The 25,950-nt window shown below is 39.1% G+C and carries 42 protein-coding genes; 37 read left to right on the top strand and 5 right to left on the bottom strand.

Annotation, left to right across the window (positions count from 1 at the left end; genetic code table 11):
• The 4 genes from I588_RS22595 (at position 1) to I588_RS22580 (ending at position 4,709) form a co-directional block, all read left to right on the top strand.
• Complete coding sequence (locus tag I588_RS22595; RefSeq protein ID WP_010756708.1) at positions 1-750, top strand: 16S rRNA (uracil(1498)-N(3))-methyltransferase; 750 nt, start codon at positions 1-3, stop codon at positions 748-750.
• Between the two features lie 249 nt (positions 751-999).
• Positions 1,000-3,156 carry a RelA/SpoT family protein gene (locus tag I588_RS22590; protein ID WP_425387106.1) on the top strand — a complete coding sequence of 719 codons (2,157 nt, stop codon included), beginning with the start codon at positions 1,000-1,002 and terminating at the stop codon, positions 3,154-3,156.
• 11 nt (positions 3,157-3,167) lie between these two features.
• The gene (dtd, locus tag I588_RS22585) at positions 3,168-3,614 is read left to right on the top strand and encodes a D-aminoacyl-tRNA deacylase (protein ID WP_010756710.1); all 447 of its coding nucleotides are present in this window, start codon (positions 3,168-3,170) and stop codon (positions 3,612-3,614) included.
• A 345-nt stretch (positions 3,615-3,959) separates the two neighbouring features.
• Complete coding sequence (locus I588_RS22580) at positions 3,960-4,709, top strand: metallophosphoesterase (RefSeq protein WP_010756711.1); 750 nt, start codon at positions 3,960-3,962, stop codon at positions 4,707-4,709.
• A 14-nt stretch (positions 4,710-4,723) separates the two neighbouring features.
• Here the strand turns inward: I588_RS22580 and I588_RS22575 are convergent, their stop codons facing one another.
• On the bottom strand, positions 4,724-6,175 hold the full coding sequence (locus I588_RS22575; protein WP_010756712.1) for a recombinase family protein: 1,452 nt from the start codon (positions 6,173-6,175) through the stop codon (positions 4,724-4,726).
• A gap of 119 nt (positions 6,176-6,294) precedes the next feature.
• Entirely contained in the window at positions 6,295-6,978 is a 684-nt protein-coding gene (locus I588_RS22570; RefSeq protein WP_010756713.1) for a helix-turn-helix domain-containing protein, read from the bottom strand.
• 180 nt (positions 6,979-7,158) lie between these two features.
• On the opposite strand from I588_RS22570, the gene I588_RS22565 reads away from it, so the two are divergent.
• The 23 genes from I588_RS22565 (at position 7,159) to I588_RS22460 (ending at position 19,607) form a co-directional block, all read left to right on the top strand.
• Complete coding sequence (locus I588_RS22565) at positions 7,159-7,419, top strand: helix-turn-helix transcriptional regulator (RefSeq protein ID WP_010756714.1); 261 nt, start codon at positions 7,159-7,161, stop codon at positions 7,417-7,419.
• A complete protein-coding gene (locus I588_RS27420; protein WP_010756715.1) occupies positions 7,419-7,571 on the top strand; it encodes a hypothetical protein in 153 nt (50 codons plus the stop codon). The genes I588_RS22565 and I588_RS27420 overlap by 1 nt, the downstream gene beginning before the upstream one ends.
• Positions 7,568-7,750, top strand: coding sequence for a hypothetical protein (locus I588_RS22560; RefSeq protein ID WP_010756716.1), 183 nt, complete (start codon positions 7,568-7,570; stop codon positions 7,748-7,750). Before I588_RS27420 ends, I588_RS22560 begins: the two co-directional genes overlap by 4 nt.
• Positions 7,751-8,059: 309 nt before the next feature.
• Positions 8,060-8,188 carry a hypothetical protein gene (locus I588_RS28110; RefSeq protein WP_010756718.1) on the top strand — a complete coding sequence of 43 codons (129 nt, stop codon included), beginning with the start codon at positions 8,060-8,062 and terminating at the stop codon, positions 8,186-8,188.
• A 405-nt stretch (positions 8,189-8,593) separates the two neighbouring features.
• The gene (locus I588_RS22550) at positions 8,594-8,911 is read left to right on the top strand and encodes a hypothetical protein (RefSeq protein ID WP_010756720.1); all 318 of its coding nucleotides are present in this window, start codon (positions 8,594-8,596) and stop codon (positions 8,909-8,911) included.
• Complete coding sequence (locus I588_RS22545) at positions 8,904-10,850, top strand: AAA family ATPase (RefSeq protein WP_010756721.1); 1,947 nt, start codon at positions 8,904-8,906, stop codon at positions 10,848-10,850. The genes I588_RS22550 and I588_RS22545 overlap by 8 nt, the downstream gene beginning before the upstream one ends.
• A 2-nt stretch (positions 10,851-10,852) precedes the next feature.
• Positions 10,853-11,161 carry a hypothetical protein gene (locus I588_RS22540; RefSeq protein ID WP_010756722.1) on the top strand — a complete coding sequence of 103 codons (309 nt, stop codon included), beginning with the start codon at positions 10,853-10,855 and terminating at the stop codon, positions 11,159-11,161.
• Positions 11,161-11,358 (top strand): hypothetical protein, encoded by a 198-nt coding sequence (locus I588_RS22535; protein ID WP_010756723.1) that lies wholly within the window; start codon positions 11,161-11,163, stop codon positions 11,356-11,358. Before I588_RS22540 ends, I588_RS22535 begins: the two co-directional genes overlap by 1 nt.
• The gene (locus I588_RS22530; RefSeq protein WP_010756724.1) at positions 11,358-12,227 is read left to right on the top strand and encodes a recombinase RecT; all 870 of its coding nucleotides are present in this window, start codon (positions 11,358-11,360) and stop codon (positions 12,225-12,227) included. Before I588_RS22535 ends, I588_RS22530 begins: the two co-directional genes overlap by 1 nt.
• Complete coding sequence (locus I588_RS22525) at positions 12,220-12,948, top strand: MBL fold metallo-hydrolase (protein WP_010756725.1); 729 nt, start codon at positions 12,220-12,222, stop codon at positions 12,946-12,948. The genes I588_RS22530 and I588_RS22525 overlap by 8 nt, the downstream gene beginning before the upstream one ends.
• A gap of 12 nt (positions 12,949-12,960) precedes the next feature.
• Positions 12,961-13,827 carry a Lin1244/Lin1753 domain-containing protein gene (locus tag I588_RS27940; RefSeq protein ID WP_010756726.1) on the top strand — a complete coding sequence of 289 codons (867 nt, stop codon included), beginning with the start codon at positions 12,961-12,963 and terminating at the stop codon, positions 13,825-13,827.
• A 68-nt stretch (positions 13,828-13,895) separates the two neighbouring features.
• Positions 13,896-14,672: an ATP-binding protein gene (locus I588_RS22515; RefSeq protein WP_010756727.1), complete on the top strand. Its 777-nt coding sequence runs from the start codon at positions 13,896-13,898 to the stop codon at positions 14,670-14,672.
• Positions 14,669-14,905: a DUF3800 domain-containing protein gene (locus tag I588_RS22510; protein WP_010756728.1), complete on the top strand. Its 237-nt coding sequence runs from the start codon at positions 14,669-14,671 to the stop codon at positions 14,903-14,905. The genes I588_RS22515 and I588_RS22510 overlap by 4 nt, the downstream gene beginning before the upstream one ends.
• 4 nt (positions 14,906-14,909) lie before the next feature.
• Positions 14,910-15,380 (top strand): DUF1064 domain-containing protein, encoded by a 471-nt coding sequence (locus I588_RS22505; protein ID WP_010756729.1) that lies wholly within the window; start codon positions 14,910-14,912, stop codon positions 15,378-15,380.
• Between the two features lie 9 nt (positions 15,381-15,389).
• Positions 15,390-15,512, top strand: coding sequence for a hypothetical protein (locus I588_RS28105; RefSeq protein WP_281169969.1), 123 nt, complete (start codon positions 15,390-15,392; stop codon positions 15,510-15,512).
• A gap of 15 nt (positions 15,513-15,527) precedes the next feature.
• On the top strand, positions 15,528-15,731 hold the full coding sequence (locus I588_RS22500; protein ID WP_034693076.1) for a hypothetical protein: 204 nt from the start codon (positions 15,528-15,530) through the stop codon (positions 15,729-15,731).
• Between the two features lie 88 nt (positions 15,732-15,819).
• Positions 15,820-16,557, top strand: coding sequence for a hypothetical protein (locus I588_RS22495; RefSeq protein ID WP_010756731.1), 738 nt, complete (start codon positions 15,820-15,822; stop codon positions 16,555-16,557).
• 194 nt (positions 16,558-16,751) lie between these two features.
• Positions 16,752-17,096: a hypothetical protein gene (locus I588_RS22485; RefSeq protein ID WP_010756732.1), complete on the top strand. Its 345-nt coding sequence runs from the start codon at positions 16,752-16,754 to the stop codon at positions 17,094-17,096.
• Between the two features lie 92 nt (positions 17,097-17,188).
• A complete protein-coding gene (locus I588_RS22480; RefSeq protein ID WP_010756733.1) occupies positions 17,189-17,455 on the top strand; it encodes a hypothetical protein in 267 nt (88 codons plus the stop codon).
• An 86-nt stretch (positions 17,456-17,541) separates the two neighbouring features.
• The gene (locus I588_RS22475) at positions 17,542-18,453 is read left to right on the top strand and encodes a tyrosine-type recombinase/integrase (protein WP_010756734.1); all 912 of its coding nucleotides are present in this window, start codon (positions 17,542-17,544) and stop codon (positions 18,451-18,453) included.
• A gap of 76 nt (positions 18,454-18,529) precedes the next feature.
• Positions 18,530-19,009: a hypothetical protein gene (locus I588_RS22470; protein ID WP_010756066.1), complete on the top strand. Its 480-nt coding sequence runs from the start codon at positions 18,530-18,532 to the stop codon at positions 19,007-19,009.
• 33 nt (positions 19,010-19,042) lie between these two features.
• Positions 19,043-19,267: a hypothetical protein gene (locus I588_RS22465; RefSeq protein ID WP_010756067.1), complete on the top strand. Its 225-nt coding sequence runs from the start codon at positions 19,043-19,045 to the stop codon at positions 19,265-19,267.
• 25 nt (positions 19,268-19,292) lie between these two features.
• Positions 19,293-19,607 carry a hypothetical protein gene (locus I588_RS22460; protein WP_010756735.1) on the top strand — a complete coding sequence of 105 codons (315 nt, stop codon included), beginning with the start codon at positions 19,293-19,295 and terminating at the stop codon, positions 19,605-19,607.
• Between the two features lie 63 nt (positions 19,608-19,670).
• Here I588_RS22460 and I588_RS22455 read toward each other — a convergent pair whose 3' ends face one another.
• Entirely contained in the window at positions 19,671-19,892 is a 222-nt protein-coding gene (locus I588_RS22455; protein WP_010756736.1) for a hypothetical protein, read from the bottom strand.
• Between the two features lie 128 nt (positions 19,893-20,020).
• Between I588_RS22455 and I588_RS26580 the strand changes: the two genes are divergently transcribed.
• Both I588_RS26580 and I588_RS22445 read left to right on the top strand, forming a co-directional pair.
• Positions 20,021-20,551 carry a hypothetical protein gene (locus I588_RS26580; RefSeq protein WP_010756071.1) on the top strand — a complete coding sequence of 177 codons (531 nt, stop codon included), beginning with the start codon at positions 20,021-20,023 and terminating at the stop codon, positions 20,549-20,551.
• A 104-nt stretch (positions 20,552-20,655) separates the two neighbouring features.
• Positions 20,656-20,859: a hypothetical protein gene (locus I588_RS22445; RefSeq protein WP_010756073.1), complete on the top strand. Its 204-nt coding sequence runs from the start codon at positions 20,656-20,658 to the stop codon at positions 20,857-20,859.
• Between the two features lie 154 nt (positions 20,860-21,013).
• Here the strand turns inward: I588_RS22445 and I588_RS22440 are convergent, their stop codons facing one another.
• Positions 21,014-21,427 carry a hypothetical protein gene (locus I588_RS22440; RefSeq protein WP_010756074.1) on the bottom strand — a complete coding sequence of 138 codons (414 nt, stop codon included), beginning with the start codon at positions 21,425-21,427 and terminating at the stop codon, positions 21,014-21,016.
• Between the two features lie 4 nt (positions 21,428-21,431).
• Positions 21,432-21,824: a hypothetical protein gene (locus tag I588_RS22435; protein WP_010756075.1), complete on the bottom strand. Its 393-nt coding sequence runs from the start codon at positions 21,822-21,824 to the stop codon at positions 21,432-21,434.
• 192 nt (positions 21,825-22,016) lie between these two features.
• Here I588_RS22435 and I588_RS22430 point away from each other — a divergent pair, with 192 nt between their 5' ends.
• The 8 genes from I588_RS22430 (at position 22,017) to I588_RS22395 (ending at position 25,909) form a co-directional block, all read left to right on the top strand.
• A complete protein-coding gene (locus tag I588_RS22430) occupies positions 22,017-22,349 on the top strand; it encodes a hypothetical protein (protein WP_010756076.1) in 333 nt (110 codons plus the stop codon).
• Positions 22,350-22,363: 14 nt separating this feature from the next.
• Entirely contained in the window at positions 22,364-22,627 is a 264-nt protein-coding gene (locus tag I588_RS22425) for a hypothetical protein (protein WP_034706231.1), read from the top strand.
• Between the two features lie 24 nt (positions 22,628-22,651).
• On the top strand, positions 22,652-22,849 hold the full coding sequence (locus I588_RS22420; RefSeq protein WP_010756737.1) for a hypothetical protein: 198 nt from the start codon (positions 22,652-22,654) through the stop codon (positions 22,847-22,849).
• Between the two features lie 160 nt (positions 22,850-23,009).
• Positions 23,010-23,513: an ArpU family phage packaging/lysis transcriptional regulator gene (locus tag I588_RS22415; RefSeq protein WP_010756738.1), complete on the top strand. Its 504-nt coding sequence runs from the start codon at positions 23,010-23,012 to the stop codon at positions 23,511-23,513.
• Positions 23,514-23,821: 308 nt separating this feature from the next.
• Positions 23,822-24,016, top strand: a complete 195-nt coding sequence (locus tag I588_RS22410; RefSeq protein ID WP_010756739.1) for a hypothetical protein — start codon at positions 23,822-23,824, stop codon at positions 24,014-24,016.
• Between the two features lie 38 nt (positions 24,017-24,054).
• A complete protein-coding gene (locus tag I588_RS22405; RefSeq protein WP_010756740.1) occupies positions 24,055-24,303 on the top strand; it encodes a hypothetical protein in 249 nt (82 codons plus the stop codon).
• Positions 24,293-25,570 carry a site-specific DNA-methyltransferase gene (locus I588_RS22400; RefSeq protein WP_010756741.1) on the top strand — a complete coding sequence of 426 codons (1,278 nt, stop codon included), beginning with the start codon at positions 24,293-24,295 and terminating at the stop codon, positions 25,568-25,570. Before I588_RS22405 ends, I588_RS22400 begins: the two co-directional genes overlap by 11 nt.
• Before the next feature lie 132 nt (positions 25,571-25,702).
• Positions 25,703-25,909, top strand: a complete 207-nt coding sequence (locus tag I588_RS22395) for a hypothetical protein (RefSeq protein WP_010756742.1) — start codon at positions 25,703-25,705, stop codon at positions 25,907-25,909.
• The last annotated feature ends 41 nt before the right edge of the window (positions 25,910-25,950 follow it).

The following is a 25,950-nucleotide window of genomic DNA, read 5'->3' as shown; positions in this document are numbered from 1 at the left end:
ATGCAGCGCTATTTTATTGATGAAGCTTATCAACCAAACATTCAACTAACTGGCGAACCCCACCATCATATGCTGCGGGTGATGCGAATGACCGCTGGCGATCAGGTTTTCTTAGTATTCAAGGATCAAACATCGGTTAAGGCGGAGATCACTGGGATTGATGCTGACAGCGTTCAGCTAAAGGAAATCGAAAAAGAAACCTTTTCCCGGGAATTGCCGATTGAGGTTACTTTGGCCAGTGGATTACCAAAAGGCGAAAAGCTGGAGCTGATTGCCCAAAAAGCCACTGAATTGGGCGCCCATAGATTTTTGGCTTTCCCGGCGGTTACCTCGGTAGTCAAATGGGACAACAAAAAGCTGCAAAAGAAACAGCAGCGTTTAAACAAAATCATTCAAGAAGCCGCAGAGCAGTCCCATCGCCAATTTTTACCGCAATTGGCCTTTTTAGCCAGTGGAAAAGAGCTGGTTTCAGCATTCAAGGACTATGATGCAGTGTTAATTGCCTATGAAGAATCGGCCAAGCAGGGAGAACAGGCGCAGCTAGTGCAGGCTTTGCAAAAATTAACGCCCGGCAGCAAGCTTTTAGTAATTTTTGGTCCAGAGGGTGGTTTTTCACCGAGAGAGGTAGAAACCTTCCAACAAGCTGGCGCAAAACTTTGCGGGCTGGGACCTAGAATTTTACGCACTGAAACCGCGCCGTTGTACGTGATGAGTGCGGTAGGTTTTTATTACGATTTACTTAACGATTGATTGAAATGACTGAGACAAGTCTGTATAATGAAAACAATTATTTGAAAATAACTATATGAATCACATTAAAGATTCTCAGCACAAAAAGTGGCCTTTGCCAGAACCATCGACAAAGGAAATCAGTTTCTTTAATGGGATTCATATAACGCCAGACACGTAGAAAAAATACGTCCCGTTTAAGGAGGATGTCTAGTGGCAAAAGATGTAGAATTAACTGGGCCAGACGTGATTGAGCTGGTCGCAGGCTATATGAGCGATGAGCATGTGGCATTTGTCAAAAAGGCCTATGAATATGCCTTTGAAGCTCATAAAAAACAAATCAGAAAATCTGGAGAACCGTACATTATTCATCCGATTCAAGTAGCCGGAATTCTAGCGGATTTACATATGGATCCTCATACTGTGGCAACAGGCTTTTTGCATGATGTGGTGGAGGATACCGAGGTTACCTTAGATGATTTAAAAGAAGAATTTGGTTCAGACGTCGCTTCTTTAGTAGACGGTGTGACCAAATTAGGGAAGATTAAATACAAATCCCACGAAGAGCAATTAGCAGAAAATCACCGGAAGATGCTGCTGGCAATGGCTCAGGATTTGCGGGTTATCATGGTGAAGCTGGCGGATAGATTGCATAATATGCGCACGTTACGTTACCTGCGAGATGACAAGCAACGACGAATTGCTCGCGAAACCTTGGAAATCTATGCACCATTGGCAGATCGTTTAGGGATGAGTCGGATCAAGTGGGAGCTGGAAGATACTGCACTGCGCTATTTGAATCCAAAGCAATACTACCGGATCGTCCATTTGATGCAAAGCAAACGGGAAGAACGGGAAAGCTACGTTAAAGAAACCGTTGAAGAAATCAAAGAGGCAACCTTAGAATTAGAAATTGAAGGCGAAATTTATGGCCGTCCGAAGCATATTTATTCGATCTATCGCAAGATGCGAGATCAAAAGAAGCAGTTTGATGAAATTTATGACCTGCTGGCGATTCGCGTAATTGTTGATTCTATCAAGGATTGTTACGCCGTATTAGGTGCCATTCATACCAAATGGAAGCCCATGCCAGGTCGTTTCAAGGATTACATTGCGATGCCTAAGGCCAATATGTATCAGTCTTTGCATACTACAATTATTGGTCCCAGCGGCAACCCGGTCGAAGTCCAAATTCGAACCCACGAAATGCACCAAATTGCTGAGTTCGGGGTCGCGGCTCACTGGGCTTATAAAGAAGGCAAGACCGATAAGCTGGATGAAAACACCGACAGCAAGCAGCTGGACTGGTTCCGGGAAATTTTGGAGCTGCAGGATGAAAGCTATGATGCTTCCGAATTTATGGAAAGTGTTAAAGGTGACATTTTCAGCGACAAAGTGTACGTTTTTACCCCTAAAGGTGATGTAACGGAGCTGCCAAAAGGTTCAGGACCATTGGACTTTGCCTTTAGTATCCATACCGATATCGGAAATAAAACAACCGGTGCTAAAGTAAACGGCAAGATGGTACAGCTAGATTACAAGCTGAAAAACGGCGACATTATAGAAATCATGACCTCACCGAATTCCTTTGGTCCTAGTCGTGACTGGCTAAGCATGGTGAAAACCAGTAAAGCCCGCAACAAGATCAAGCGTTTCTTTAAAACTCAGGACCGGGAAGAAAATATTACTAAAGGCCACGAAGCAGTAATCAAGTGTCTGAACGATATGGGCTTTGTTCCTAAAGAAGTGTTAACCAAGGATAAGCTGCAAAAGGCGATGGACAAGTTCAATTTCCACAGTGAAGACGACTTGTATGCGTCGATTGGTTTTGGTGAACTCAGTGCCTTGACCTTCTCTAACCGTTTAACGGAAAAAGAACGGCGAGAACAAATGAAGCAGAAGAAGCAAGAAGCTGTTGATGAGCTGGTGAATCATCCACCGAAGAAAGAACCAGAAAGAATCAAGGTTCGTCATGAAGGCGGCATTGTGATTCAAGGAATCGATAATCTGCTGATTCGCATCAGTCATTGCTGTAATCCCGTACCTGGTGATGATATTGTTGGCTACATTACCAAAGGCCGCGGGATTTCGATTCACCGTTCGGATTGTCCAAACATTACGAAGCAAAAGGATATTCAAGAACGTTTGATTGAGGTTGAATGGGAAGATACGTCCAACATCAAGCAGGACTACAATGCGGATTTGGAAATTTATGGCTTCAATCGAGATGGCTTATTAAACGATGTATTGAATATTGTCAGCGGGATGACTAAGCAGCTGGTTAGCGTCGAAGCCAAGCCTTCAAAGGACAAGATGGCAATGATCCGCTTAACCATTAAGATTCAAAACTTGAATCATCTCTATTCTATAGTAGATAAAATTAAAACAGTTCCCGATGTATATAGTGTGAAACGTACAAAAGGATAAGGAGGCCCCTGATGCGAGCAGTAATTCAACGAGTAAGTCAGGCGTCAGTTGCCATTGACGAACAAATAATCGGTAAGATCGACAAAGGTTTTATGATTCTATTAGGCATTCATGAAGAGGATACCCAAGAGGATGCAGATTATTTAATTCGAAAGATTCCTTTACTGCGGGTTTTTGAAGATGCAGAAGGAAAAATGAATCAGAATATTCAAGACGTAGCAGGCAGTATTTTGAGTGTTTCTCAATTCACCCTGTATGCTGATACGAAAAAAGGCAACCGCCCTAGCTTTATTAAGGCGGCTCGACCAGAAACGGCGATTCCTCTTTATGAATATTTCAATGAGGGGTTGCGTCAGCAAGGGTTGATTGTAGAAACTGGCGAATTTGGCGGCGACATGGATGTGGCACTGGTTAATGATGGTCCGGTGACAATCATTTTCGATACCAGAGATAAATAGAAGTCTTGAGAAACTCAGAAATGGGTTTCTCAAGGCTTTTTATTATGTTCAAAATCTGCTGAATAAAAAAACGCAGAGGCCATTATTCGAAGAAGCCAATAATTAATAGGCCTGCCTGTAGCTAAATCTAATCCCAAAAGAACCTTTTCTTAATGAATACTTTCTTTTGAATTGGAATAATGTTCAATTTAACGTTAAGAAATGATTTTAAGGTAAGTGAGTTAGTTTCTTGAAGTTAAATCAAAGCATAAAAATGAGTTTTTGCTAAGAAAATCAACAAAAAAACTAGTGCTGTTCCTCATCAACTGATAAACTGAAAGTACATTTCTTTAAAGGAGGAAAAAGATGAAAGAACAAAAATGGAAGCGGTTTATGAAGGTGTGGCATATTACCTTAGTGATGGGGTTGTTGATGGGAACAGCAGCACCAGTGTTGGGCTTAGCGGAAGAAATGTCTTCGCAGGCTTCGTCTCAAATAGAGGAAACGGCAACCAGCTCTACTAGTGAAACGAAAGCAAGTCAAACAGCAAAAGCTACAACAGAGACTACCACTGCTGCGGATGAAAAAAAGACCGCACCCAAAGCAGCAGCTGATGATACAGGAACTAAAAAAATAACCATTTTAGGTACCAGTGACGTTCATGGACAGCTGTGGAACTATTCTTATGAGGACAAGAAAGAAACCCCGGTTGGCTTGGCTCAAGTCAGCAGTGCTGTTCAAGCCGCTCGCAGCCAAAATCAAAACGGAACAGTTCTGATTGATAATGGGGACATGGTTCAAGGAACGATTTTGACGGATGATCTTTATAACACCAAGGAAGGCTACAAAGACAAAGCACATCCGATGATTAAGGCCATGAATTACATGAAATACGATGCAATGGTCTTAGGAAATCACGAGTTCAACTTTGGCTTGCCTCTAATTGAAAAAATTAAGTCGGAAGCAAGCTTCCCGATTTTGTCAGCGAACACTTATAAGAAGGCTGATGGCAGCAATTTTGTCGGCAGTACAACGATTAAGGAATTAGATTTTGATGGCGATAGTACTACCGATTTAAAGGTAGGCGTTATTGGATTAACAATGCCTGTTACCTAATATTGTCAAAATATCTAAAGTGTAAAAGTCCAATGAATATCTATTCGATCAGGGAATAACGTAATTCGTTGGATTAGTTTTCTTACTAATTTTTTTTGTTCCTCATAATCCAAATCGAAAACACTTAACCTTATTTTTCCTAACTCATCAATTATTTCATTCACGTTTTTATCCGGCTTTTTATCGCTTTCTTCACGAATCTTTTTAGTAATCGCATTTTTCTCAGATATGATCTTCTCCTTTTTAGATTCAATTATGTCCCTTGGAAAGTCTTCATCAACGTAAAGAGAAACCAATTTTTTAAGTTGTGAATTAAGTTCATTTATTCTGTTCTCTAAAGAGCTAACATCGATATCACTTGAATCGTCAACGAAAGAGGTTGCGATATCGGGATTAAGCCGAAGTTTCTCTACTTCATTCAAAATGTATTCTTCAATCTCAGGCAAATAGTATTTCGGAGCAGTACATCCGTCTGGATTTTTTTTCATGGTGGTGCAGTGTTTGGACGAGGATTGAGAGTAACATTTATAGTATCGTATTCTACTTCCGTCCGGTCTCGGTTTATACTGAATCAGTTCAAAACGCATACCACATATACCACATTTAAGTAAACCAGAAAGTAAATATTTTGCTTGAAAAGGACGTGGATTGTTAAAAAGAGAATAAGCTTTTTTCTGTCGCTTTTCCATTTCCTTCTGTGTTCGTTCGAATATATCTTTAGAAATAATTGCCTCGTGCTGCCCTTCATAAACTTCTCCTCGGTATCTATTGTATCCCGCGTAAACTGGGTAGTCTAAGATTCGTCGGACAACATGGATAGTCCAAGGTTTCTCTTTTCCAATGTGTCCCTCAGCGTTCAATTCATCTTTTATTTGAGTGATACCTTTCCCGTTTAAGTAATCTCTATAAATTCTTCTAACAATTTCAGCTTGTATTTCTACAATTTCGTATTTTTCCCGTTTCCCTCCTTTTGGAAGTGTATAACCGTATGGAAAATTGGACCAAGCCATCGCTTTCCCTGATTTCGCTCGTCCTACTTTTCCCATCATCAACCTTTCTCGAATCTGTTCCCGTTCCAATTGTGCAAAGACAGCTAATATTCCAACTATTGCCTTACCAAAAGCTGTATTAGTATCAAAGTTTTCACTTAAACTAACGAAAGTTACGCCATATTTACTGAAGACATCTTCAATTAGATATAAAGTATCTTTTTGAGAACGAGACAATCGATCAAGTCGGTAAACTATCACAGTATCAAATTTTCTTTGTTTAGCATCGTCTATCATGTTCAATAAAGCAGGACGTTCGATATTTGATCCACTAAACCCTCCATCTTTGTATACTTTTGCGATTGTCCATTCTTTAATCTCACAATACTTTTTCAGTTTGTCGATCTGTTCATCGATTGAATAACCTTCCTCTGCCTGTTCCATCGTGGATACTCTAACATAAATTGCTGCTTTCATGGCAATTCCTCCTATTTTTTATGTTAAAATAGGGTACAGAAAAGAAGCCTATACCCTAGGTTTCAAAATTTCGATGCATCCTTCTTAGTTTGGCGACCGGGACGGATGCGTTTTTTGTTCTATAAATCATAACTCACTTTCACTGCTTTTCCTATGATCCTCGCTGGCACATCAGGAGTAATTAAGATAGGTGAATATTTTGTATTGTCAGCAATTAACATCACGATACCATTCTGCCTTTTCACTCTTTTTAAGGTAGCTTCCTCGTCACCATTTACTATGACTGCTGCAACCTCACCATCTTCTACATTCGGCTGCTTTTGAATCATCACATAGCTGCCTTCTGGAATACGCGGAGACATAGAATCCCCCTTAGCCCTGAGATAAAAAAGATTATCAGCAGGTGAAGGAAGTGTTTCTGCTATTTCCTCTCTATAGCCATCGAAATTCTGTTCCGCTAAGATAGGCTCCCCACAACTTATAGCTCCCAAAATTGGAATTTTTACGAGCTTTAACTTTTTATTGAGGGCATGATAAGGAGCATTGTCTTCTTCGACCATGTTATAAACATTAAGTTTAGTTTGAGCAGTCTTATCAATCAATAGATCAGTCTTTTGTACTCCGAAGAAATCAGCAATTTTTTGAATAGATCCACTACGGGGCATTTTTTTAGCATTCTCCCAGTCAGAAATTGTTGATTGCGATACCTGAATCTCATGAGCCAATTCAGTAGTGCTAATGTTTTTTAATGTTCGCAACCTTCGCAAATTTTCCCCGAAAATGTCCTTCAAATCATCAACCATCTTCAAAAACTCCTTCTTATTTAAATTTCATAAAACGAGTATATCATCTAAGGTTACTTTTGCATAGCTTAAAGCGATAAAAAAACGTCTTGAGGTGCGTTCTTTATCGCTTTTAGTGTTGACTTATCGCTAATAGCGATATAAGATTAGATTATCAAATCGAAAGGAGGTCACCACAATATGCCTGAACAACAATTACATTTGATGACTCTTAGAGCTCTGAGAAATCGTATGCGAATGACTCAAACCGAGGTCGCTCAAGAATTAGGAGTTACTAAAGAAACAGTGATGAGATGGGAAAAAGATTCTTCGGATATGCCTGCAAGGTTTATGTTTGATTTTGCTGCGATTTACAAATACCCGCTAGATGAAATTTTTTTTGGCGACTCTATCGCTTTTAGCGATAGTTTGAAAAATAACGAAGTAGTGGAGGGGAAGTAATGGAAGTAGTAAATTACGATGCAAAAGGAAACCGCATTGAGGATATTTCTAAAATTACCCTTCCGATAGAAGAAAGTGCATTTGTTCTTCAAATGTTATTAGATTCTAAGAATATTGAGTCTAGTAAATCAAGAGAGGTTGGGATGCAATGAAAATACCTGAAAGAAAAATAGAACAGTTTACAGAATTGTTAGAAGGCTTAACAAGTATGCAGTTCGAGATGCTCATTCAAAAAGCAAATATTTTCTATTCTCGTCAACAGCATAAGGTGCAACTTACAAATGATGATATTAAGAAAATAGAAGATAATTGTCGGCGTGATTTTACTTAATAACTACTTGAATAAAAATTGGATTTATTCGATAGTCTACTGATTTGTAATGAATGTGAACATAGTCGAGTTGGTAAAAGGAATCATACGTTTCTCTATTTTGAGGACTATGGATTATTGCTGACTCTTCCCACCATTGACTAGGTGAGACCCTATTTTCTCCAATATAACAATTTTCATCATCATTCAAGCAACACCAAGTACCAATCAAATTGGCATAAATTTTAGTCAATATATTTTCACCACCTTAAGTCATTTCAGCGAACCAGCCGCTGATAAAGAGATTATAACAGAGAAAGGAGTCCAGCTATGAAAATAATTGTACAACTGATCACTGGAGGTATCGCTATTTATGAGAATAACGAACCAATTACACACGGTAAAACTTTAATACGATGCATTAATCAAGGAGCTAAAAAGATTATGGTGAAAAACTAATGCCTGAGTATGTCTTTGCCTTCATGGTATGGATCGCAGCTTTAGTCTCAATCGGTATAAATGCTCATTACAAAGATCATTTGCGGAGAATATTGATTATGGTGTCTTTTCTCCTAGTTATCATTGTTTCTATTGGAGTGTATCTAGTAATAAAGGGAGTGATTAAGTGAATAAAATGTGTCTTGCCGCATTAGCGAATAGTCCTCGCTTCCGCATTAGACGAGTCCAGGCAGTGTGTTACATGAGTCTAATGTTAAACGGTGTTCTAATCATAAGTATGATTGCGTTGATGATTTTTGGGAGGTGATAAAACTGGAGCTACATGAATGTTTGTTAAAAAAGCCTGCATCGGCGGCAACCGAAGCAAGCAAGAAAAAAATGATTTGTCTAAAAGGAGTATAGAACATGGATGAAAATATTTCAAACAAAATTGAGGAATTAAGAGATTTATGCACCCAAGAAGGCGTGTCGTTAGCACTAGCAGCTGTAAAACCAGGAGTGATTGAACAGACAGTTTTAGCCGGAAGAGGCGCGACGCTAATTCTCGGAATTTTCTCCATAAATGATGCTTTAGAAGAGATGATGGAATCTAGTAGTTGTTCTTGTCCAGTTTGCAAAGCTGCTAAAAATGTTTTCAAAACAAAAAGACGGCCTCCAATTGAAGATGATGATGAGCTTGAAGTGTTTCTAAAATCAATATTTGGAGGTACGACTGATGACTAAAATTCTGATTAACAAAATCGTCTATAAGAATTTCAAAGGAATCGAAAGCTTCGAGTTAGACCTAAATGGCTCAGGTGCTGTTGTCTCAGGACGCAATGGAGCTGGGAAAACGACGTTAGCCGACGGGCTGCAATGGCTCCTGTTTGGCAAGGATTCCGCCGGAGCAAAAATCAATCCCAAGCCGCTGGATAAAAACAACAACGAGCTGCTGGGGTTAGAGCCGACCGTTGAGGCTGAACTGTCAATCAATGGTGAACCACTCGTATTTAAAAGGGTGCAACAAGAACGCTGGACAACAAAGAAAGGCGACCTAGAAAAAAAGAGAGGTAGTGATACAACCAAGTATTTCATTGACACGGTTCCAGTTAAAGAAAAAGAGTGGAAAGATCATATCGATGGTTTGGGTGGAGAAGCTACCTTGCAAATGCTCTCCAATTCTTCTTTCTTTATGTCTCTTAACTGGAAAGATCGTCGTGAAGTATTAATCGGAATGACCGGTTTGACTGACGAGGAAATCATCGCCAGTGATCCAACACTGAAAGAATTACCGCTAGTCTTAAAAAATCACACCATTGACGAAATGAAGAAAATCCTTGCTGGACAAAAAAAAGAAGTCAAAAAAAGCATCGAAGGGATGCCTGCAAGGATTCAAGAAGTCACTGATTTGAAGGCTCAACTAGTTCTACCAGATAGCAAAGAGAGCTTAGAAAAAAACATCGATGAAATGACCCTCCTAATCAAAGAGAAAGAATCGTGGTTAGTTGACACTAAGGCCGGCAATGTCAATAAGGAGCTGAACGATTTAACACAGAAGCAAGCGGATCTACGAGCAAAACTTATTGATGAAAAAACAAAGTTTCAAACGACCGTCTTTGCTGCAACGTCTTCATTGCAGGAAGACTTCAACAAGCAGCATGAAACTGTTAGCTTGTTGCGCACTGAAATTTCTAAGCTAGAAAGTGAAGAGTTCCGGCAGCAGGAAGCATTAAAGGAGAAAAAGGAGTTCCTCAATAAGCACCTTGAAAAATACAAGAGTATCAAGGCTGAAACGTTCGACGATGACCAGACTGTTTGCCCGACGTGTGGTCAAAACTTACCAGTCGAGGACGTTGAGAAAATCAAGTCAGAATTTAAACAGCAGCGATCCGAAAAGTTAGAAAAAAATGTAGCTGTAGGAAAAGCGACTAGGGAGGACGCAGATAAGCTTGAGGTCGAGATCAAAGAGCTTCAGACGAATCTCAGCGAAAAGCGAACAGCGTTTAAGGCAGCAGAATCTCAGCTCGATAAAATCAATAACGATCTGATCTACGAAAAGAACAAGCAAGGCAAATTTGAGGAGTCTCAGGTTTATAAAGACATCATCGCAGAGAATACGCAGTTGGAAGTTGAAATGGAGAAGGCCCAGCAGAAAGATTCCAACTCGGAAGCGGAAAAACTGGAAGCTGACATCGAATCCGACAAATCAATTTTAGCCGGCTTGCAAAAAGACATGCAGAAGTTTGAAACGGCCGAATCGTATGACAAGCGCTTGTCTGAGCTGAAATACATGGATAAGTCGTTCAAAGAACAGAACCAGCAAATTGAGAAGGACCTCTGGCTTTTAGAAGAGTTCACTCGCAAGAAAGTTGAACGAATCGAGGAGTCAATTAATGCCAAGTTTGAGATCGTCAAATGGAAATTGTTCGACATTCAAAAAAACGAGGGCATCAAGGAAATGTGTGAGGCGACATATAACGGGATCGAGTATAGCGGCGGCTTGAACAACGGGGCACGCATCAACTGCTCACTGGATATCGTTAACACGCTTTCCAGTGAGCTTGGTATCACCATGCCACTATTTATTGATAATGCTGAGTCAGTCAATACGCTGATTCCGATTCAATCACAGATGATCGAACTACAAGTAACAGCAGATGAAAAATTAAAAGTAGAGGTGTAGACATGGAAATGCTTAAAAACTTACAAAAAAAATCAACTCGATTAGAAAGACTATGCGCTGAATTAACTGACATTCAGAAAGCCGAAAAGGAATTTGAATATGCTCTTGAGAATATCGATACTGACAACCCATGTTATTTCTTTGGTTTTAAATTTGGTTCAGGGATATGTACTACTTCGTTTGCGCTGAACGGAATAACAAAATACACCGATTTAACAAGAAATATCATCGCACTCACAAAAGTAGAACTAGATCGCCGTAAGTTGGAAATCATGGATGAATTGGAACGAGATTTTGGAGGGATCGAATAATGAAAGCATTTGTTTATGTCGTGGTAAAACACGAAAAGGTATTTATTGGGCTTTTTGAATCATTAGAAACAATTTACGAAGACGTTGAATCGAGGCTGTCTGAACTAGGGCATACCGATTGGACTGATAAGCATCCAATCTATATGGTTGGTGCCCAGAAAGAACCATACAGACTACTTTGGAAGGATGAAGTTTAATGACAAATCAAACACCAGCTTTGTTACAAAAAGATATTACTGATCAAGTTAATGGCAAATTGTCTGCGCTGAAAAATGAAGGGCTGCATTTACCACCAGGCTATGCATCAGCTAATGCTTTAAAAAGTGCTTTCTTTGAACTGCAGGAAGTCCAAGATAGAAATAAAAAACCAGCTCTTGATGTTTGTACAAAGGAATCAATCGCAAATACTTTACTCGATATGGTTGTTCAAGGTCTGAGTCCTGCAAAAAAACAATGCTATTTCATCGTTTATGGTAATAAGTTGCAGTTGAATCGTTCTTACTTTGGAACACAAGCAGTTCTCAAACGACTTTCCAATGTAAAAGATATTTGGGCAAATGTGATCTATGAAGGAGATACCTTCGATATCGAAATTGTTAACGGTAGAGAAACACTAAAGGAACATAAGACAGCTTTTACTAATCGAGATAATAAAATTATCGGAGCCTATTGCATCATTGAGAAAACAGATGGTGAACGAGTACTTACGACTATGACAAAAAAAGAGATTGATAAATCTTGGAGCAAAGCAAAAACAAAAAATGTACAAAATGATTTTCCTCAGGAAATGGCCAAACGTACGGTAATTAATCGAGCGGCGAAAGCATTCGTCAACACCAGCGATGACAGCGACCTGCTTATTGAAGCAATTAACAACACAACAGCTAACGAGTATCAGGACGACGGTGAGCGGAAAGAGGCTGAGATCATCGACGAAATTGACCAAAACGCTAATAGCGAAGTTTTTGATCCAAAGCCTGCTGAGGTAATTGAGCCACCGATTGATCCTGAGCAACAAGATCTGATCCCTGACGAACAGCCGGAAGATGTTGATCCTTATGCTTAAAATTAAATCTTTTGGTTCTGGCAGCAACGGGAATGGTTATCTAATCGACGACGGCCATTCTCAGCTGATGATTGAAGCCGGTATTCAGTTCAAGAAAGTCCAACAAGCAATGCGGTTTGATTTTTCCCGAGTAGTCGGCTGCCTCATCAGTCACGAACACCGAGATCACTGTAAATACGTGCCGCAACTGATTGATATGACATCGGTAGATTTTTACAGCACGCAGGGAACTTTCAAAGGGATGTCTGCCGATCCAGTATTGCATTTAGAAGCCAATGATTACTATCGCTTCAACTTCTTGAAGTACAAAGAGACGATCAAGATCGGCAGCTGGTACGTGACGCCGTTCAAAACAGAACATGATGCTGAAGAGCCATCTGGATTTGTGATTGATAACACAGCAGGTGAGCGGCTTGTGTTTATCACTGACTCTTACTATGTGAAATATAAATTTCCAAGAGTCACTCATATGATGATTGAGGCCAATTACTCCAAAGATGTGATCAACGAGAAGATGATATCTGGCTTTGACCTGAAGCGTAAAACGCGGCTGCTGGAAAGTCACTTCGATTTCAGTGAGACATTAGCTTTTATTCAAACAAACAAATCGGAACGGTTGCAGGAAGTCTGGCTTCTACATCTTTCCGAATCAAACAGCATCGAAAAAAAGTTCAAAGAGGATACTCAAAAGCTTGTGGGTGTTCCTGTTTATATAGCGTAGGAGGGGATAGTAATGGCGAGGCCAACTAAGCAAGGATTAGACTACTACCCTAAAGACGTGAAAGCAAAATATGACACGAAATTTAAGTACGTAGAATCTAAAAATTCTGTTATTGCAAGGTTGGTAATCTACGAACTTTGGGACCTTATTTATGGAGAAGAAGGCTACTTCACAAAATTCGATAGCATTCAAAAAGTTCTTTTCCTGGGTGACTTGCCAATAGATGAAAATCAACTAGATGCAATACTAGAAAGTTGCTTCGAAATAAAGATGTTTAACCGGTCACTTTTTGACAAATATTCGGTACTCACATCAGCCAGTATTCAGACAAGATATCTCGAAGCAACAGCAAGAAGAGCTAAAATTCCTATCATTTCAGAGTACTTTTTATTGGACCAAAATAGTTATCGTAACATTTTTCTAGTTAATGCCAACAATAACCGAGTTAATGATGACATTAACTTAGTAAATGATAGCGAAAAACCCCCAAAGAAAAGGAAAGAAAAGGAAAGTAAAGGAAAGGAAAGTAGAGTAAAGAGCAAAAACCCCACTCAGAAAAAAATCTACCACTACTATGAGTCAAATGGATTTGGAACCATCTCTTCAAAAACTAAACAAGATTTCGATTATTGGGTAGAAGATTTCGTCAAAATTGGTGCAACTGAGGAGAATGCAATTGCTTTGATTATCCATGCACTCGGAATAGCAATTGATCGAAACAAGCGAAGCTATGGATACACAAACGGGATTTTGAAGGATTGGGAACAGAAACGATTTCTGACTGTGGAAGATGTCCTGACTAATGACAAGAAAATAAAGTTTGATAAGAATATAGTTTCTTCAGATCGAGAGTGGAAAGAAACGGGGGATGACTTCTGATAGAGGGAATTACTAAAAGATTTGGTCCATTGGTTGAAGCCGGTCCGTGCCCTAAATGTGGAGGTTCAATGCTCAAGTGGGCAAATAAGAAACAAGATGGCTCAGAACGTTGTGGTCCCGTCTGCACTGCTCCTGGTTGTGGTCACAGAGAAATGCTACAACGTAATTCTGAAAAAGCACAGGTGATCGTTGATAAGGCCGTCCGTGATGCTGCTTATCTGAAGATGGTTAATAATTCGATAGTTACAGATCAAAGCGTGTGGACTTGCAATTTTGACAATTATAAGATCGTTGATCACGAAACCAAGGACGCCAAGTTCAAAGCTCAAAACTGGGCGAATAAAATTCTGAATAAAGAGAACGTTCACGCAATTTTCACAGGAACACCAGGAGCGGGCAAGACTCATCTGGCTGTCGCAATCATGCTGGAAGTTCTTGAGAAGTCCGGTTATCAAAGAACTTGCGGCATTGTTAATTTTCGCGAACTGCTTGAGCAGCTGCGAAACGCAATTGATGATGCAGAGATTCGACGTGAGATCCGCCGGACATTAGTGTCTGAATTAAAAAAAATGGATTTGGTTGTGATTGATGACCTTGGAGCTGAGTTAGGCCGGATGGAAAAACCTAGCGAACCAACAACATTTGTGCTGGAGACATTGCAATCATTAGCTGAATCTCGGCAAGAGAAGTCAACTATATTCACGAGTAATTTAAACTCAAGTCAAATTTATACCTTGTATGGTGAGCGAATATATTCTCGAATGCTGAATGGTGCAACTGTAGATGATCGTTTAAATGCATTTCGCTTCAAAGAAACAACTGATAAAAGGAGGAGTCCTATTTGAGTTATGTAGTGAAAAAAATGTGTTACTTGGATGAATCTGGAAATGGCATGCCATCTTTGAAACATGCAAAAAAGCACGAAAATAAGGAAATGGCTGAACTGGTTGCAGAAACCTGCGGCGGCCGAGTAGTTGAATTGATTGATCAAAAGGATGCAGTGAAGGTCCGAAAGAAAATGCAGTCTAAGAAAGCTCCAACTAAACTGAATCAGTCTTGGATGCGTCAGAAAGGATGATTTGATGGGAAATAGCCCAACAGCAATGAATAAACGAGGATCCAAGGTAAAAATCGATGGTTACACCTTCGATTCGCAAAAAGAAGCATTGTTTTATCAGCGTTTTGTAAGAGATTGTGGCTTACCTTTTGAGGTGCACCCGCGGTTTCAATTGTCCAAGCTCACTGAATTACCTGGTGGTGGGAAGATTTCCGCCATTGCTTATTCACCAGACTTCATCATCTCAGATAATAAAGGGAATTGGCTACACGTCATTGATGTCAAGAATTCCTTCGGTATGTACGGGATTGATCAGTCAAACAAGTTGCGCTTCCGATTATTCGCTAACGAATATGGTCACCCCGTAGAAGCGGTAGTGGTGAGGACTAGAGACTTCAAAGTAATCACACAGGGGGTAACCAAGCCTTTGAATGAAAAGGAGCCTTTTGTTACCGACAATTTCAATTACCACTGGCGGGATGCCACTAACTATTAGGAGGAAATGATGAAAGATTTATTTCATTTGACTGGCGGGTGTCTGATGGTAGCTGCCTATCTCGCAGTAGTCGGAACAATCTTCATGGCACTAATCAAACTGCTAGTAATCATTTGGAGAATTATTTTTTAAGTGAGGAGACTTGTATTGGATAAAAAAATGAGAAATTGGGATGTTCAGGTTTTAGACGAAAAAGGGAATGTGAAATATCAGTCAAATACGACTGGTACTGAAAAGCATGCTAAATCGCTGTTAGAGACGTTTGAAAAGAAGTGGGCACAAGATATCGAGAGAAGTAAAAACGCTGGTTCTACGACAAAAGGGTCTAGGAGCAAGCGAGGTTTTTACTGATTTCATGCAGAAAGAAGACTATGTCGTGTTTTCTTTCCAACTCCAAGTTTTTTCTTACGACAAACTACCATTTGAGGAGGACAAATAGATGTCAATTGAATTTGAAGCAGTATTAAGAGATAAGGGAACTACGAAGGGAACTAAGAAAATATTACTTGAAGTATCGGCACGGGATCTGAAAGGCCACGTCGAAGATTTGCAAAATATGTTTGATCACGACATTACCGTGATTATTCATCCAGGCACATATGTGTATGAGGCTGAGGTTGAAAAAGAGTCTGGAAAGCATGCCGTGAAGTACTGGACTAATCCTGATGGAACTGTTGAAGTAATCCGCGAAGAGCAAACTGCCCTTGATCTTGGCGATGGAGAGAAAAATACTGTAGTCAAACAGATTCCAGTTGATAAAAGTGTTGTTGACACTTACATCAAAACTGCAACAAGCCTGCAGTATCCAGAAACACTTCTTATCAATCCGCGAGATGTTTTAATTCGTTTGGACAACGGTGAGACAGCAGATAAAATCGCTGCTGATTATGAAATGTCTTCATATACACTTTTGAATAACCTAGAGAACGCCCGACAACATTTTGCACCATTTGCAGATACTTGGAATAAGAACAGTAGTGAGATGAACATTGACGGTTCTTCCTCAGATGATATTGACAGAGAAGATGATGCCGATTCTGACGAAAAAGTGGTCGATTCAGATGAATCAGCAACAAAAACCGAAAATCCGGGAACGGAAAAGTCAGATTCAGATGAAAACACTAAAGAAACTGAAACATCCAGCGATGACACTGACGGAGAAGTTGATCCGTATTGATTGTCTTAATGAATGGAAAGTTTGATTGGTCTGATGAGGAAATAGAGCGTGCAATTTCGCTCTTTTCCTTGGGGCTCAAACCTTCACAGGTAGCGGAAATCATGAATCAAAAAGTAATTGACATAGGGATTCTTTACTTGCACTTGCTGGATAAGAAAAAGATTAATTTCCAAAAATAGAAAAGAGGGTCATCAATGAAGTTTAAAAATGATGAAGCAGAAAAAGGGTGGCAAACATTTGTAACCAATAATCAAGATCCATACGGCAACGGTGTTGTTAAGTATTGCGAAAGATGGGCAAGTTTGATGGAAGAAAAGATTGCAAATGGTTTAAGTGTAGCTGTTGCTGCTGACAAGACTCAATATGAAGCCGATAAAGAAGGTATTACGGGTTTTATGTATGGTTGTGCTGTAAATACTCTATCGCATTGTTGGGCTCACGGTGATGCATTAAAAGATTGGCACAATGGCAAGTATAGCTATGGAGGCAAAGGAGTAGTTAACCCGGCAATATTTACTGTTGGATCAGAAGGCGATTAGTAGCTCGATATGAACTATTCGCTTTACTTTAGGTCAACTTCTAAAAGATTTGTAGGATAAACATAACAATGATTTTTAGCGAAAGGAACTGAATGATGGGTAAATATCGCTGGCACGTCAGCCGAGTTAACGAGGAGCCAGAGGTTGTTCGGCATTATAACTGGATCACAAAACTTTATCTTTTCGTTTTGAGAAACCCTACAATGTTTGCCAATAAAGAGCTGACTATTTACGATCACGATCGGCCAGTAATTAACATGCATTTTGATCAAATAAAACGAAGGTACGATTTAAAGAACAAGGAAACAATTGAACGTAAGCAAATTTTAGCTTTAGCGCAGGAGGAACAAAAGAAATAGACATTAAAGAAAAATTTATTAATAAAGTTGTATCAGACCTGGAGTCGGAATTTAACGGCGATCAATTGAGAAAGCTAAAGATAAATATGACCTTCAACCTATCAAAATTACAGTTGGAGGAAGCTAAGAACGAGGTCATCATCTACGATGAAACTTCAGACATAGCAGCATACAAAGCTTTTTTCGTTAGCCTAAAACTGCGCGGATTATCCGACAGATCAATCGAACTCTATATGTACAATATTGACAAGTTTAATCGATTCATACACAAACAGTTCAAGGAAATCTCAACTCACGATATTCGAACGTATCTTGCTCACAGAACTTTGGTGGATCAACTAGCAAACTCAACCCTGAATCACGAATTGGGAGTTATCAAAAGATTTTTCAAATGGCTTTTTGAAGAAGACTATCTCGATAGTGATCCAGGTCGAAAAATCGAAAATATAAAAGTCGAGCAGCGGCTAAAGAAGGCGTACACGCAAACAGAGTTGGAACTCATGAGAGAAGCCTGCACTGGTTCTAAACAGAAAATGGTACTTGAGTTATTGTTCAGCACGGCTTGTCGGGTTTCTGAATTAGTCACTCTTATGATGGAGAACTATGACCGAAACGCTGGCGAAATTGCCGTAGTGGGGAAAGGAAACAAAGAGCGTTTGGTTTTCGTGAACACAAAAACTAAAATCTATATTGATGCATATTTACAAGAATTTCCTCACACTGCTGGACCTATTATTTGCGGAGGTGCTGGCATTGGATCACAAATGTCAACAAGTGGTATCCAAAAGATGATTAAGAAAATCGCTAAAGCTGCAGGTGTAGAGGAAGCCTATCCACATAAATATCGCCGAACATCCGCAACTGATGCCAGTAATAAAGGGATGATGTTAAATGACGTTCGAGATTTTCTAGGCCACGCTAGTGCCGAAACTACTTTGCTTTATATTGACTCAAGTAAGAATGACCTGAAGGCAAAACATGCCAAATACGTGTATTGAATACCTTGTATTAGGACTGAGCGCAAAACTACGCTTAGTTTGATCAAGGAAGAAAGTATGGACTGGAGGTAATTGTATGAAAATTGTACTGAATAAATGTTATGGCGGTTTTGGGCTATCTCATGCAGCTATGATGAAGATTTTTGAGTTAAAAGGAATCACTGTTTTTCCTTATGTTTGTAAAATTAACTATGATTCTGATGGTGAGACTATTTATACCTATTCACGAATGAAGGGTGATTTTGAGCCAATTGGATTGATGGAACATGTTAGTTATTTTCAAATAGATCCGGAGGTAGATAGTTACACTGTTACTTCTGAACAATATTATTCAAGTGATGATAAGTATGATGAGAAGGACTTGGACTATAGTTATGACGATAAAAAGAGAACTGAGCCCGAGTTAGTTAAAGCAGTAGAAACGCTTGGAGCTTTGGCGAGTGGAAAATACTCGAACCTAAAAGTAGTGGAAATACCTGATAACTTCGAATATAGAATTGATGATTATGATGGGATTGAAAAAGTATACTTTGGCTTACAAATGGGGTCAGCGTAGTTCCAGTAATGACCGAAAGAAAGGAGTAAACCAATGAAACATGTTTGGGCCTATGATACAACGCCTAATGATGATTTAGCTTATCCAGATTTGTATAGCTCGGAAAAAAAGGCAATGAGCCAATTCAATTCTGATTATGAAGCAGCAAGAGCAAGAGGCCTTGAAGTGACTGTAACCTATGAGAACGGTGCATCTGCTTCTTGGGAAGATAATGGGTGTCAATACTCTATAAGAGTCGAAAAACTACCAGTTAGTTAAACAAGGATAGTAAGGAGAAAGTTGAATGATTAATAAAACACCTATTTATGTAAATGGAGAGCTAAAAGGCGAATGTTCTTGCGTTAAGCTTTCTCAAGATCAAAATGGGATCGATACGATTTACACCTATCATGTTGATGGCTTTGAAAAAAAGGGAAATGAACTGAGCGTGGAACAACAACATTTTCTAGAGGACATTGAACAGATGTGGTCAGAACTAGACAAGAAAAATCTGTCGTGCAAAACTTCAGCAATATTTGAAGTTTTGGACTCTGGCTTTGACTATGAAGTATATGGTGAGGACATTGACGATGTAGTCAGAATCTTTATGGACAAATGATGCTATTAACCACCAGTCTAATGGAAAACCTCAACCAAAAAATTTGATTGAGGTGCAAATAACTTAGACTCTTTTTTTTATTGCTATTTTGTTGAGTGTTCTACATCCTGGTTTTGTTATGATTCTAAGTTCCTTACTCCATTGCCCTTTTAATGAAATGAACAAATCATAATCGTCATCAGTAAAATTTGAAAAGAATTCTGGAGCTGAGACTGAGTTAAGTTTATTAGTTTCGAGTTTCTCCATTGTTTTGAGAATAAAATCTTTCAAAGTAGCTACATCCATATTAATCCCCTCCTTATCGTATTTTTCAGCAGTCTTGCACTGATAAGGAAATTATACAATATAGAAGTAGCTTAAAACGAGCATAATTACGTCCACTAACTCAGCATTTGAAGGAAAGGAATGATTGAATGAATAAACAGGGATTACTTAACTGGATTGAATCCAATAGAAAAATGATAAGAAAACTTGATTTTACGGATGTCAGCGATGATGATCGAGCGGATTATCTTCAGACTCTAATGTATAAGTTTTTTGGAGAAGTTGAAAAAATGGTTGGTGATTTGACTGAACCAGGGAAAGTAAAAGTACCGCCTTACATGAAGGAATTCTTGGATTTCTGTAATAAAGAAGAACAAAGTGGCGTGGATGCCTATCATGGATTGTTCCATATTTGTTCATCTTGGCCTAAAGAACAAATTCTAGAATGGTCCTTTGAGAATCCATACCGATTCATTAACGCTTTTCAGTATGGCTATGATGTTGAATCTAAGTACCGAGTGAAAGTAGGCAATGGCTATTTTATTGAATTTCATGGTAGAGGTTGTTTGATATCGCCTCATGAAAAAGATGGAATTATGAAATTTGATGCAAAGAGTGAAGCTGATCGGATAGCAAGTATCACAGGCGGCACAGTCGAACCAGTGGAGGTGGCGGAATGAAACTTTTTATCGTTGTACTAATTTTCATAGTGAGTTTCATTGTTTACACAGCCATTGTTGGCGGCAAGATCGATGATATAAGGAATGAAAGGGAATGAGGCGGAATGAGTGAGGTAAAAGTAGAAATATTGAATGAAGCATCAGCCAAAGAACTTCAGTCAATTATTTCTGAGTATCTGAACAAGGGCTTCAGTATACAAGACAGCCAAGTCCAGTGGTATCAAGGACGGATCGAGGGTGTTTATGTATTTGTAAAATATACTGCTGAAGAGCGACCGAAGGGAAAGCAAGATTGGATATATTGCTAGTCCACTAACCGACGCTTGAAAGGAGAAAAAAGTATGAATCTATTAATAATGCTAATAAATACAATTGTTTTAATAAATTTAGTAAAGACTGAGCGAACCATCAAGAAAAATAAAAAGCGTTCAACCATTACGTTGAACGCTGAGGAGTAAGATATCACTTCAAGAAATCTGAAAGAGCATCACTAGGATTATCTAAATCTCCAGAGGATACAGGAGAATTAAGATTCGGGTAAATATTTTCGTTGTTCAACTCAATAAGTTTCCTTAAGGCATATAAATCTGGAGAATTATCATCAATTCTTTCTTCAAGGTTTTCGTTACCAGATTTGAAGAACAAAAGTGCGATTTCTTCGGCAATTCCATCGGGCATAACCATGGCGCGAAAAGAAGCAAGAAAGAAAATGCCTTGTGAAGCATTTAGGACATAAGACAGTGTTGGCATGAAATGCTGAGAATTTTCAAAAAAGGTATGTTTAAACTCATATTCGTTGTTTAAATAGGGTTGCCACGTGTAGTCTTTTGAAGCAGTTTCGTTTATCAATTTTTCAATAATCATTTTCTTATTCATGATGTCATATCCTTTCAATGTATGCTATCAAGTTTGAGATACCACGTTTTATAGAGTACCAATCATCTTTTTCTAAAGATTCGTACAAGCTCTTGAACACTTTTTTCTTTTTTCTTTTTAAAAATGGGTATGTTTCTTCAAGTTCGATAAGAAAACTTTTAAGTGCATGTTTGTTAATGAGTTCGACATTGTTTTTATCAATATAAATCGAGTATCCTTGCAAGTCTCCAATTATCTTAGGCTTGCGGAAAGTAAGAGTTTGTTCATCTCTAGCATTCTCGACATTGTTCTTAATCCTAATTGAGAAAAACAAGGTAACGCCAGAAATAATGAAGGATACCAAGCCGGTTACAGCGTTAATTTTGTCAAGAATATCAAATATAGGTTCCCAATCCATCGTTTAATCACTCCTCAAAGTGATTATAGCAGATTATTGAAAGATATTTAAAAAAATCAAGGCAAAGAAATTATTGGTATTACACTAACAAACTACGTGTGTTCGTAATGGTTCATTGAAATCCCTAAGAGGACACTAATTAAAATATTCCGAACAGTAGCTTGTAGTAAATAAAGGTTTGGAGGAAAACAAATGAATACAATGATTGAAGCACACAATGCCGTTCATGGCTTTGAAATTATAGATGGAAAGATTCAACCACCTAAATACGATTTACCTGATTTCATTAATGAGAGAGTCGAGTATTTTGGTAAGTATTCAGAAGAAGGCATGTCATTTTACGGCTGCTTAAGTGCCATTCTAGCTTATGACGAGGAAGAGTGTAAAAAACAATTTCAGTTAGGAGCTAGTGGCGATTGGATGCCGATTTCAGCCGAAGTAAGGGAATGGTTTGATCATATGGGTACTCCTGGCGAAATGTTGATTACAGTCAAATTGTTGTACGGTTTAAGGCCTACCGAATGAATGGAGATGAAGCAATGAGAACCGAAATTGAAATACAAAAAGAAAATGTCACCCTAGGAGGTACAGCTATGAGTAAAAAAGAAGGGTTTGTAGCTGATAATGTGCGTTTCGTCAGTAAGCACATTGGCGGCGAAGATGTCTTGTATTTTGAAGCAAAGAAAGAAGTGGTCTGCATTCAGACAGTTAGAGAACCGGAAAATACTCAACACGACATAGTGATGACGAAAGACGAGTGGGAAGTTCTGAAGCGGCTTATTGATATTCAATTAGTCCACTAACGTCGGCTTGAAAGGAGGTATTTCATGAATGATCAAGATCTACACGACATTTTGGAAGCAATTAGCGAAAAGAGTAAATATTTACAAGCCTTGGAAGATTTGGGCAATAGCTTGGGAATGCTAAAAGATTCATTACTCAAAAATGGTTTTTCAAGAGAAGAAATGCTATTTCTATCAGCTACCTATATGAATACAATGTTTCAGAATAAACAGGGAGGATAAATTAATGGGAAAGACTAAATCGAAGATAAAGAAAAAGAAGCGGCGCTTGAAGCAAAAGGCTGAAAAAAATGGGACCGCTAAGAAAAAGTAAAAAAGCCGGATTCCTCCGACTTGATTAATGTTTCCGACAATTCATTATATCATAGGAGGAATCGAGCGTATGGCGCTTTTTGATGTTAGTAAGTACCAAGTACCAACGGGTGCTGATGTAGATATGAAATTAACAGAGAAAAATTTTGATATCTTTATCACTCAGTATGAATCAGCAAGAGAGAAAGTTGGTCATTCAAGAGTTCCTAAAATGACTCAATCGTTCAGCCAGATTCCTTCATCAACCACTAAAGAGTTCAGCGGGGATGCGGAAAGATTCTTAATTGAACGAGAAGAGTTTCTGCCAGAGTATAGAGAACTCCATAGTATATTTATCACAGGCTATTATGCCATTTCTCATCCCAAGAAGCCGGATATAACTGACCGACGACGAAATATGTTCATGATGAGATATTTAAATGGAATGTCTGTCACGGACATAAGTAACCGACTTTTCTTTAGCAGAGATGTAGTAATTGAAGAGTCCAGAATCGCTTTCATCCAGTTTTGCCATGCAATAGGACTACTTGTCCAAAATAGCGAAACTAAGCCTTTGGTACCCATAGATGATTGAAAGTCGACTATAAGGCGACGGTTGATCGACTAATTGTCGACCCATCGTCGACGAAAAATGAGTTAATATGATATTATCAAATGATTAGGAGTCAGCCCTGATAGCGTTCTAAAAAAGATACTCACAAAATCTAAAACTTGAAAGGGAGGAACAGCTCCTTTTGTCAATTGAATCACGTGGGATAAGACAGCTTAATTGCTGTCTTTTTTTGACATGAGAACCACACAATAATCTTATCGAACGTACCAGAAAAATTTGCCATCCAGAGTTAATATACTTACAACGAAAGATGAGTAAGGAGAATGAAAATGAGTGATAAGTTGTTGAATGGTTTGGATTTGAATGAGTTAAGGCAGCATATCTTGGGTAGAGATCACCTAGACATTGTTGCTGACTTCACCATCCAGCATATTGATGAGTGGAATTTCTTCAAAGAAAGTTTTGATAGTTTTACAGATCGAATGGAAGAAGAAGTAGTTTTATTGAGTAGAGTTGAATACTAACGGGACCTATTATGGTCCTTTTTTTTGTGGAGGAAGTTATGGAAAATGATTTGAAACAAGGAGATATTGTATCAGTTATTGTAGAGTCAGATTTCTGCGGATTGCCGGCGGGAGTCTTTCAAGGAATTGTAGTTGATTTAAAAGAGTACGGGAAATCAATTGCATTCACAGATACTAGTTTAGCATTAAGGGCAAAGGGACTTGGAGTAGCTCAATTCTTGGATGAAGCTACTTGGGGGAACTTCGACATAGTAAGACTGGTTAGAGGTGAAGCTCATGAAATTTAAAAAAATGAAATTGAATGAATTAACGCCAGCTGACTATAACCCGCGAGTGGAGCTTAAGCCAGGCATGGAGGAGTATGACAAACTTAAGAAATCTATTGAAGAATTCGGCTTTGTCGATCCGCCAATTTTTAACATTCAAACTGGTAACTTAGTCGGCGGCCATCAACGTGTCACAGTAGCCAAGAGTTTGGGCTTTCTGGAAGAAATAGAGGTCTCCATTGTAGATTTACCCTTAGAAAAAGAGAAAGCTCTTAACGTGGCTCTTAATAAGATTTCCGGCAAGTGGGATGAAGAGAAACTGGGAGCTTTATTAAAAGAGTTATCAGAACAAAGTGAGGGAATTGATCTTACAGGTTTTGCTGAAAGCGAGATTGACGATATCATCACTGCCTTTGACTACCAGGAGGATACTGAGAAACCAATTGTTGAAGACGATTTCGATGTGAATCATTTCGTGGAGAACCATCAAGAGCCAACAACAAAACTTGGACAATTATGGCAGTTAGGCGAACACTATCTTATGTGTGGCGATTCGACTAGTGAAGACGATGTGCTTCATCTTATGCAGAGAAACAAAGCTAACCTGATTGTAACCGATCCACCGTACAACGTGGCAGTTCAGTCTGGAAATGAGGAGCTACAGTCCTCAGGTCGCGGTGAGATTATGAATGACAATATGTCCTATGATGATTTTGTTGAATTTCTGTCTAAAGTGTTCGAGAATTACTCAAGTATCATGCATGACGACGCTGGCATTTATGTATTCCATGGATCATCATATCAACGAGAGTTTGAGAATGCAATGAACGCTGCTGGCATCGAAGTACGGGCCCAGTGCATTTGGGTAAAGAATAATGCAACATTCGGGTGGAGTCAGTATCGTTGGCAGCATGAACCAGTTTTTTACGCTCACAAGTCTGGTAAGGCACCACAATGGTATGGTAATCGGAAGCAGACTTCTATTTGGAAAGACGATCTTGTCAATGATTTGCCAGATGTAACTATTTGGCAGATTCCGAAAGATGATGCGAATAAATATTATCATCCAACTCAAAAACCGTTATCTCTAATTGCCATTCCGGTTCGCAATAGTTCTAAACGTGGCGATGTAGTAGCTGACTATTTCGGCGGTTCAGGTAGCACTCTGATGCTGTGTGAAGAGCTTGGCCGTATCTGCTACACGATGGAACTTAATCCCATCTTTTGTGATGTAATCATTGCTCGTTGGGAGAAAGCAACTGGCGGCAAAGCTAAGTTGATCCAATAAAAAGAGGCTGGCGCACCAACGCCAGCCCTTTCTACAGAGCACAAGCTCCGAAGACACAGAAACCACACGCGCGTGCTTTTACCTCAGTTCTGTGCCTTTTAGCATTTTAGCAGATGCGGAGTGTGCAAACAATTGGAAAATGAAAATTTTGACTTAGAGTATGAAATCGAAAAAGCTTTGGAGAGAGCGGAATCGGTTGAGGAATATAAAAAAATCATCAGAGTAGCGCTTGGGAAGTGGCTTAACAACCTGCAAGCCGGAGAAATAAAGCTGAATTCGGTCAGCGATCTTAAGACACTGATTGAAGCTGATTTGATGTTGAAGGATATTGAAAAATAAAAAACAAACTTAACTCAAGAATCGATTGCGAGGTGGTGCAA

This window comes from Enterococcus pallens ATCC BAA-351 (assembly GCF_000407485.1).
Taxonomy (GTDB): Bacteria; Bacillota; Bacilli; order Lactobacillales; family Enterococcaceae; genus Enterococcus_A; species Enterococcus_A pallens.
The sequence above is the reverse complement of the archived record's forward strand: the minus strand, read 5'-3'. Positions and strand labels throughout refer to the sequence as shown.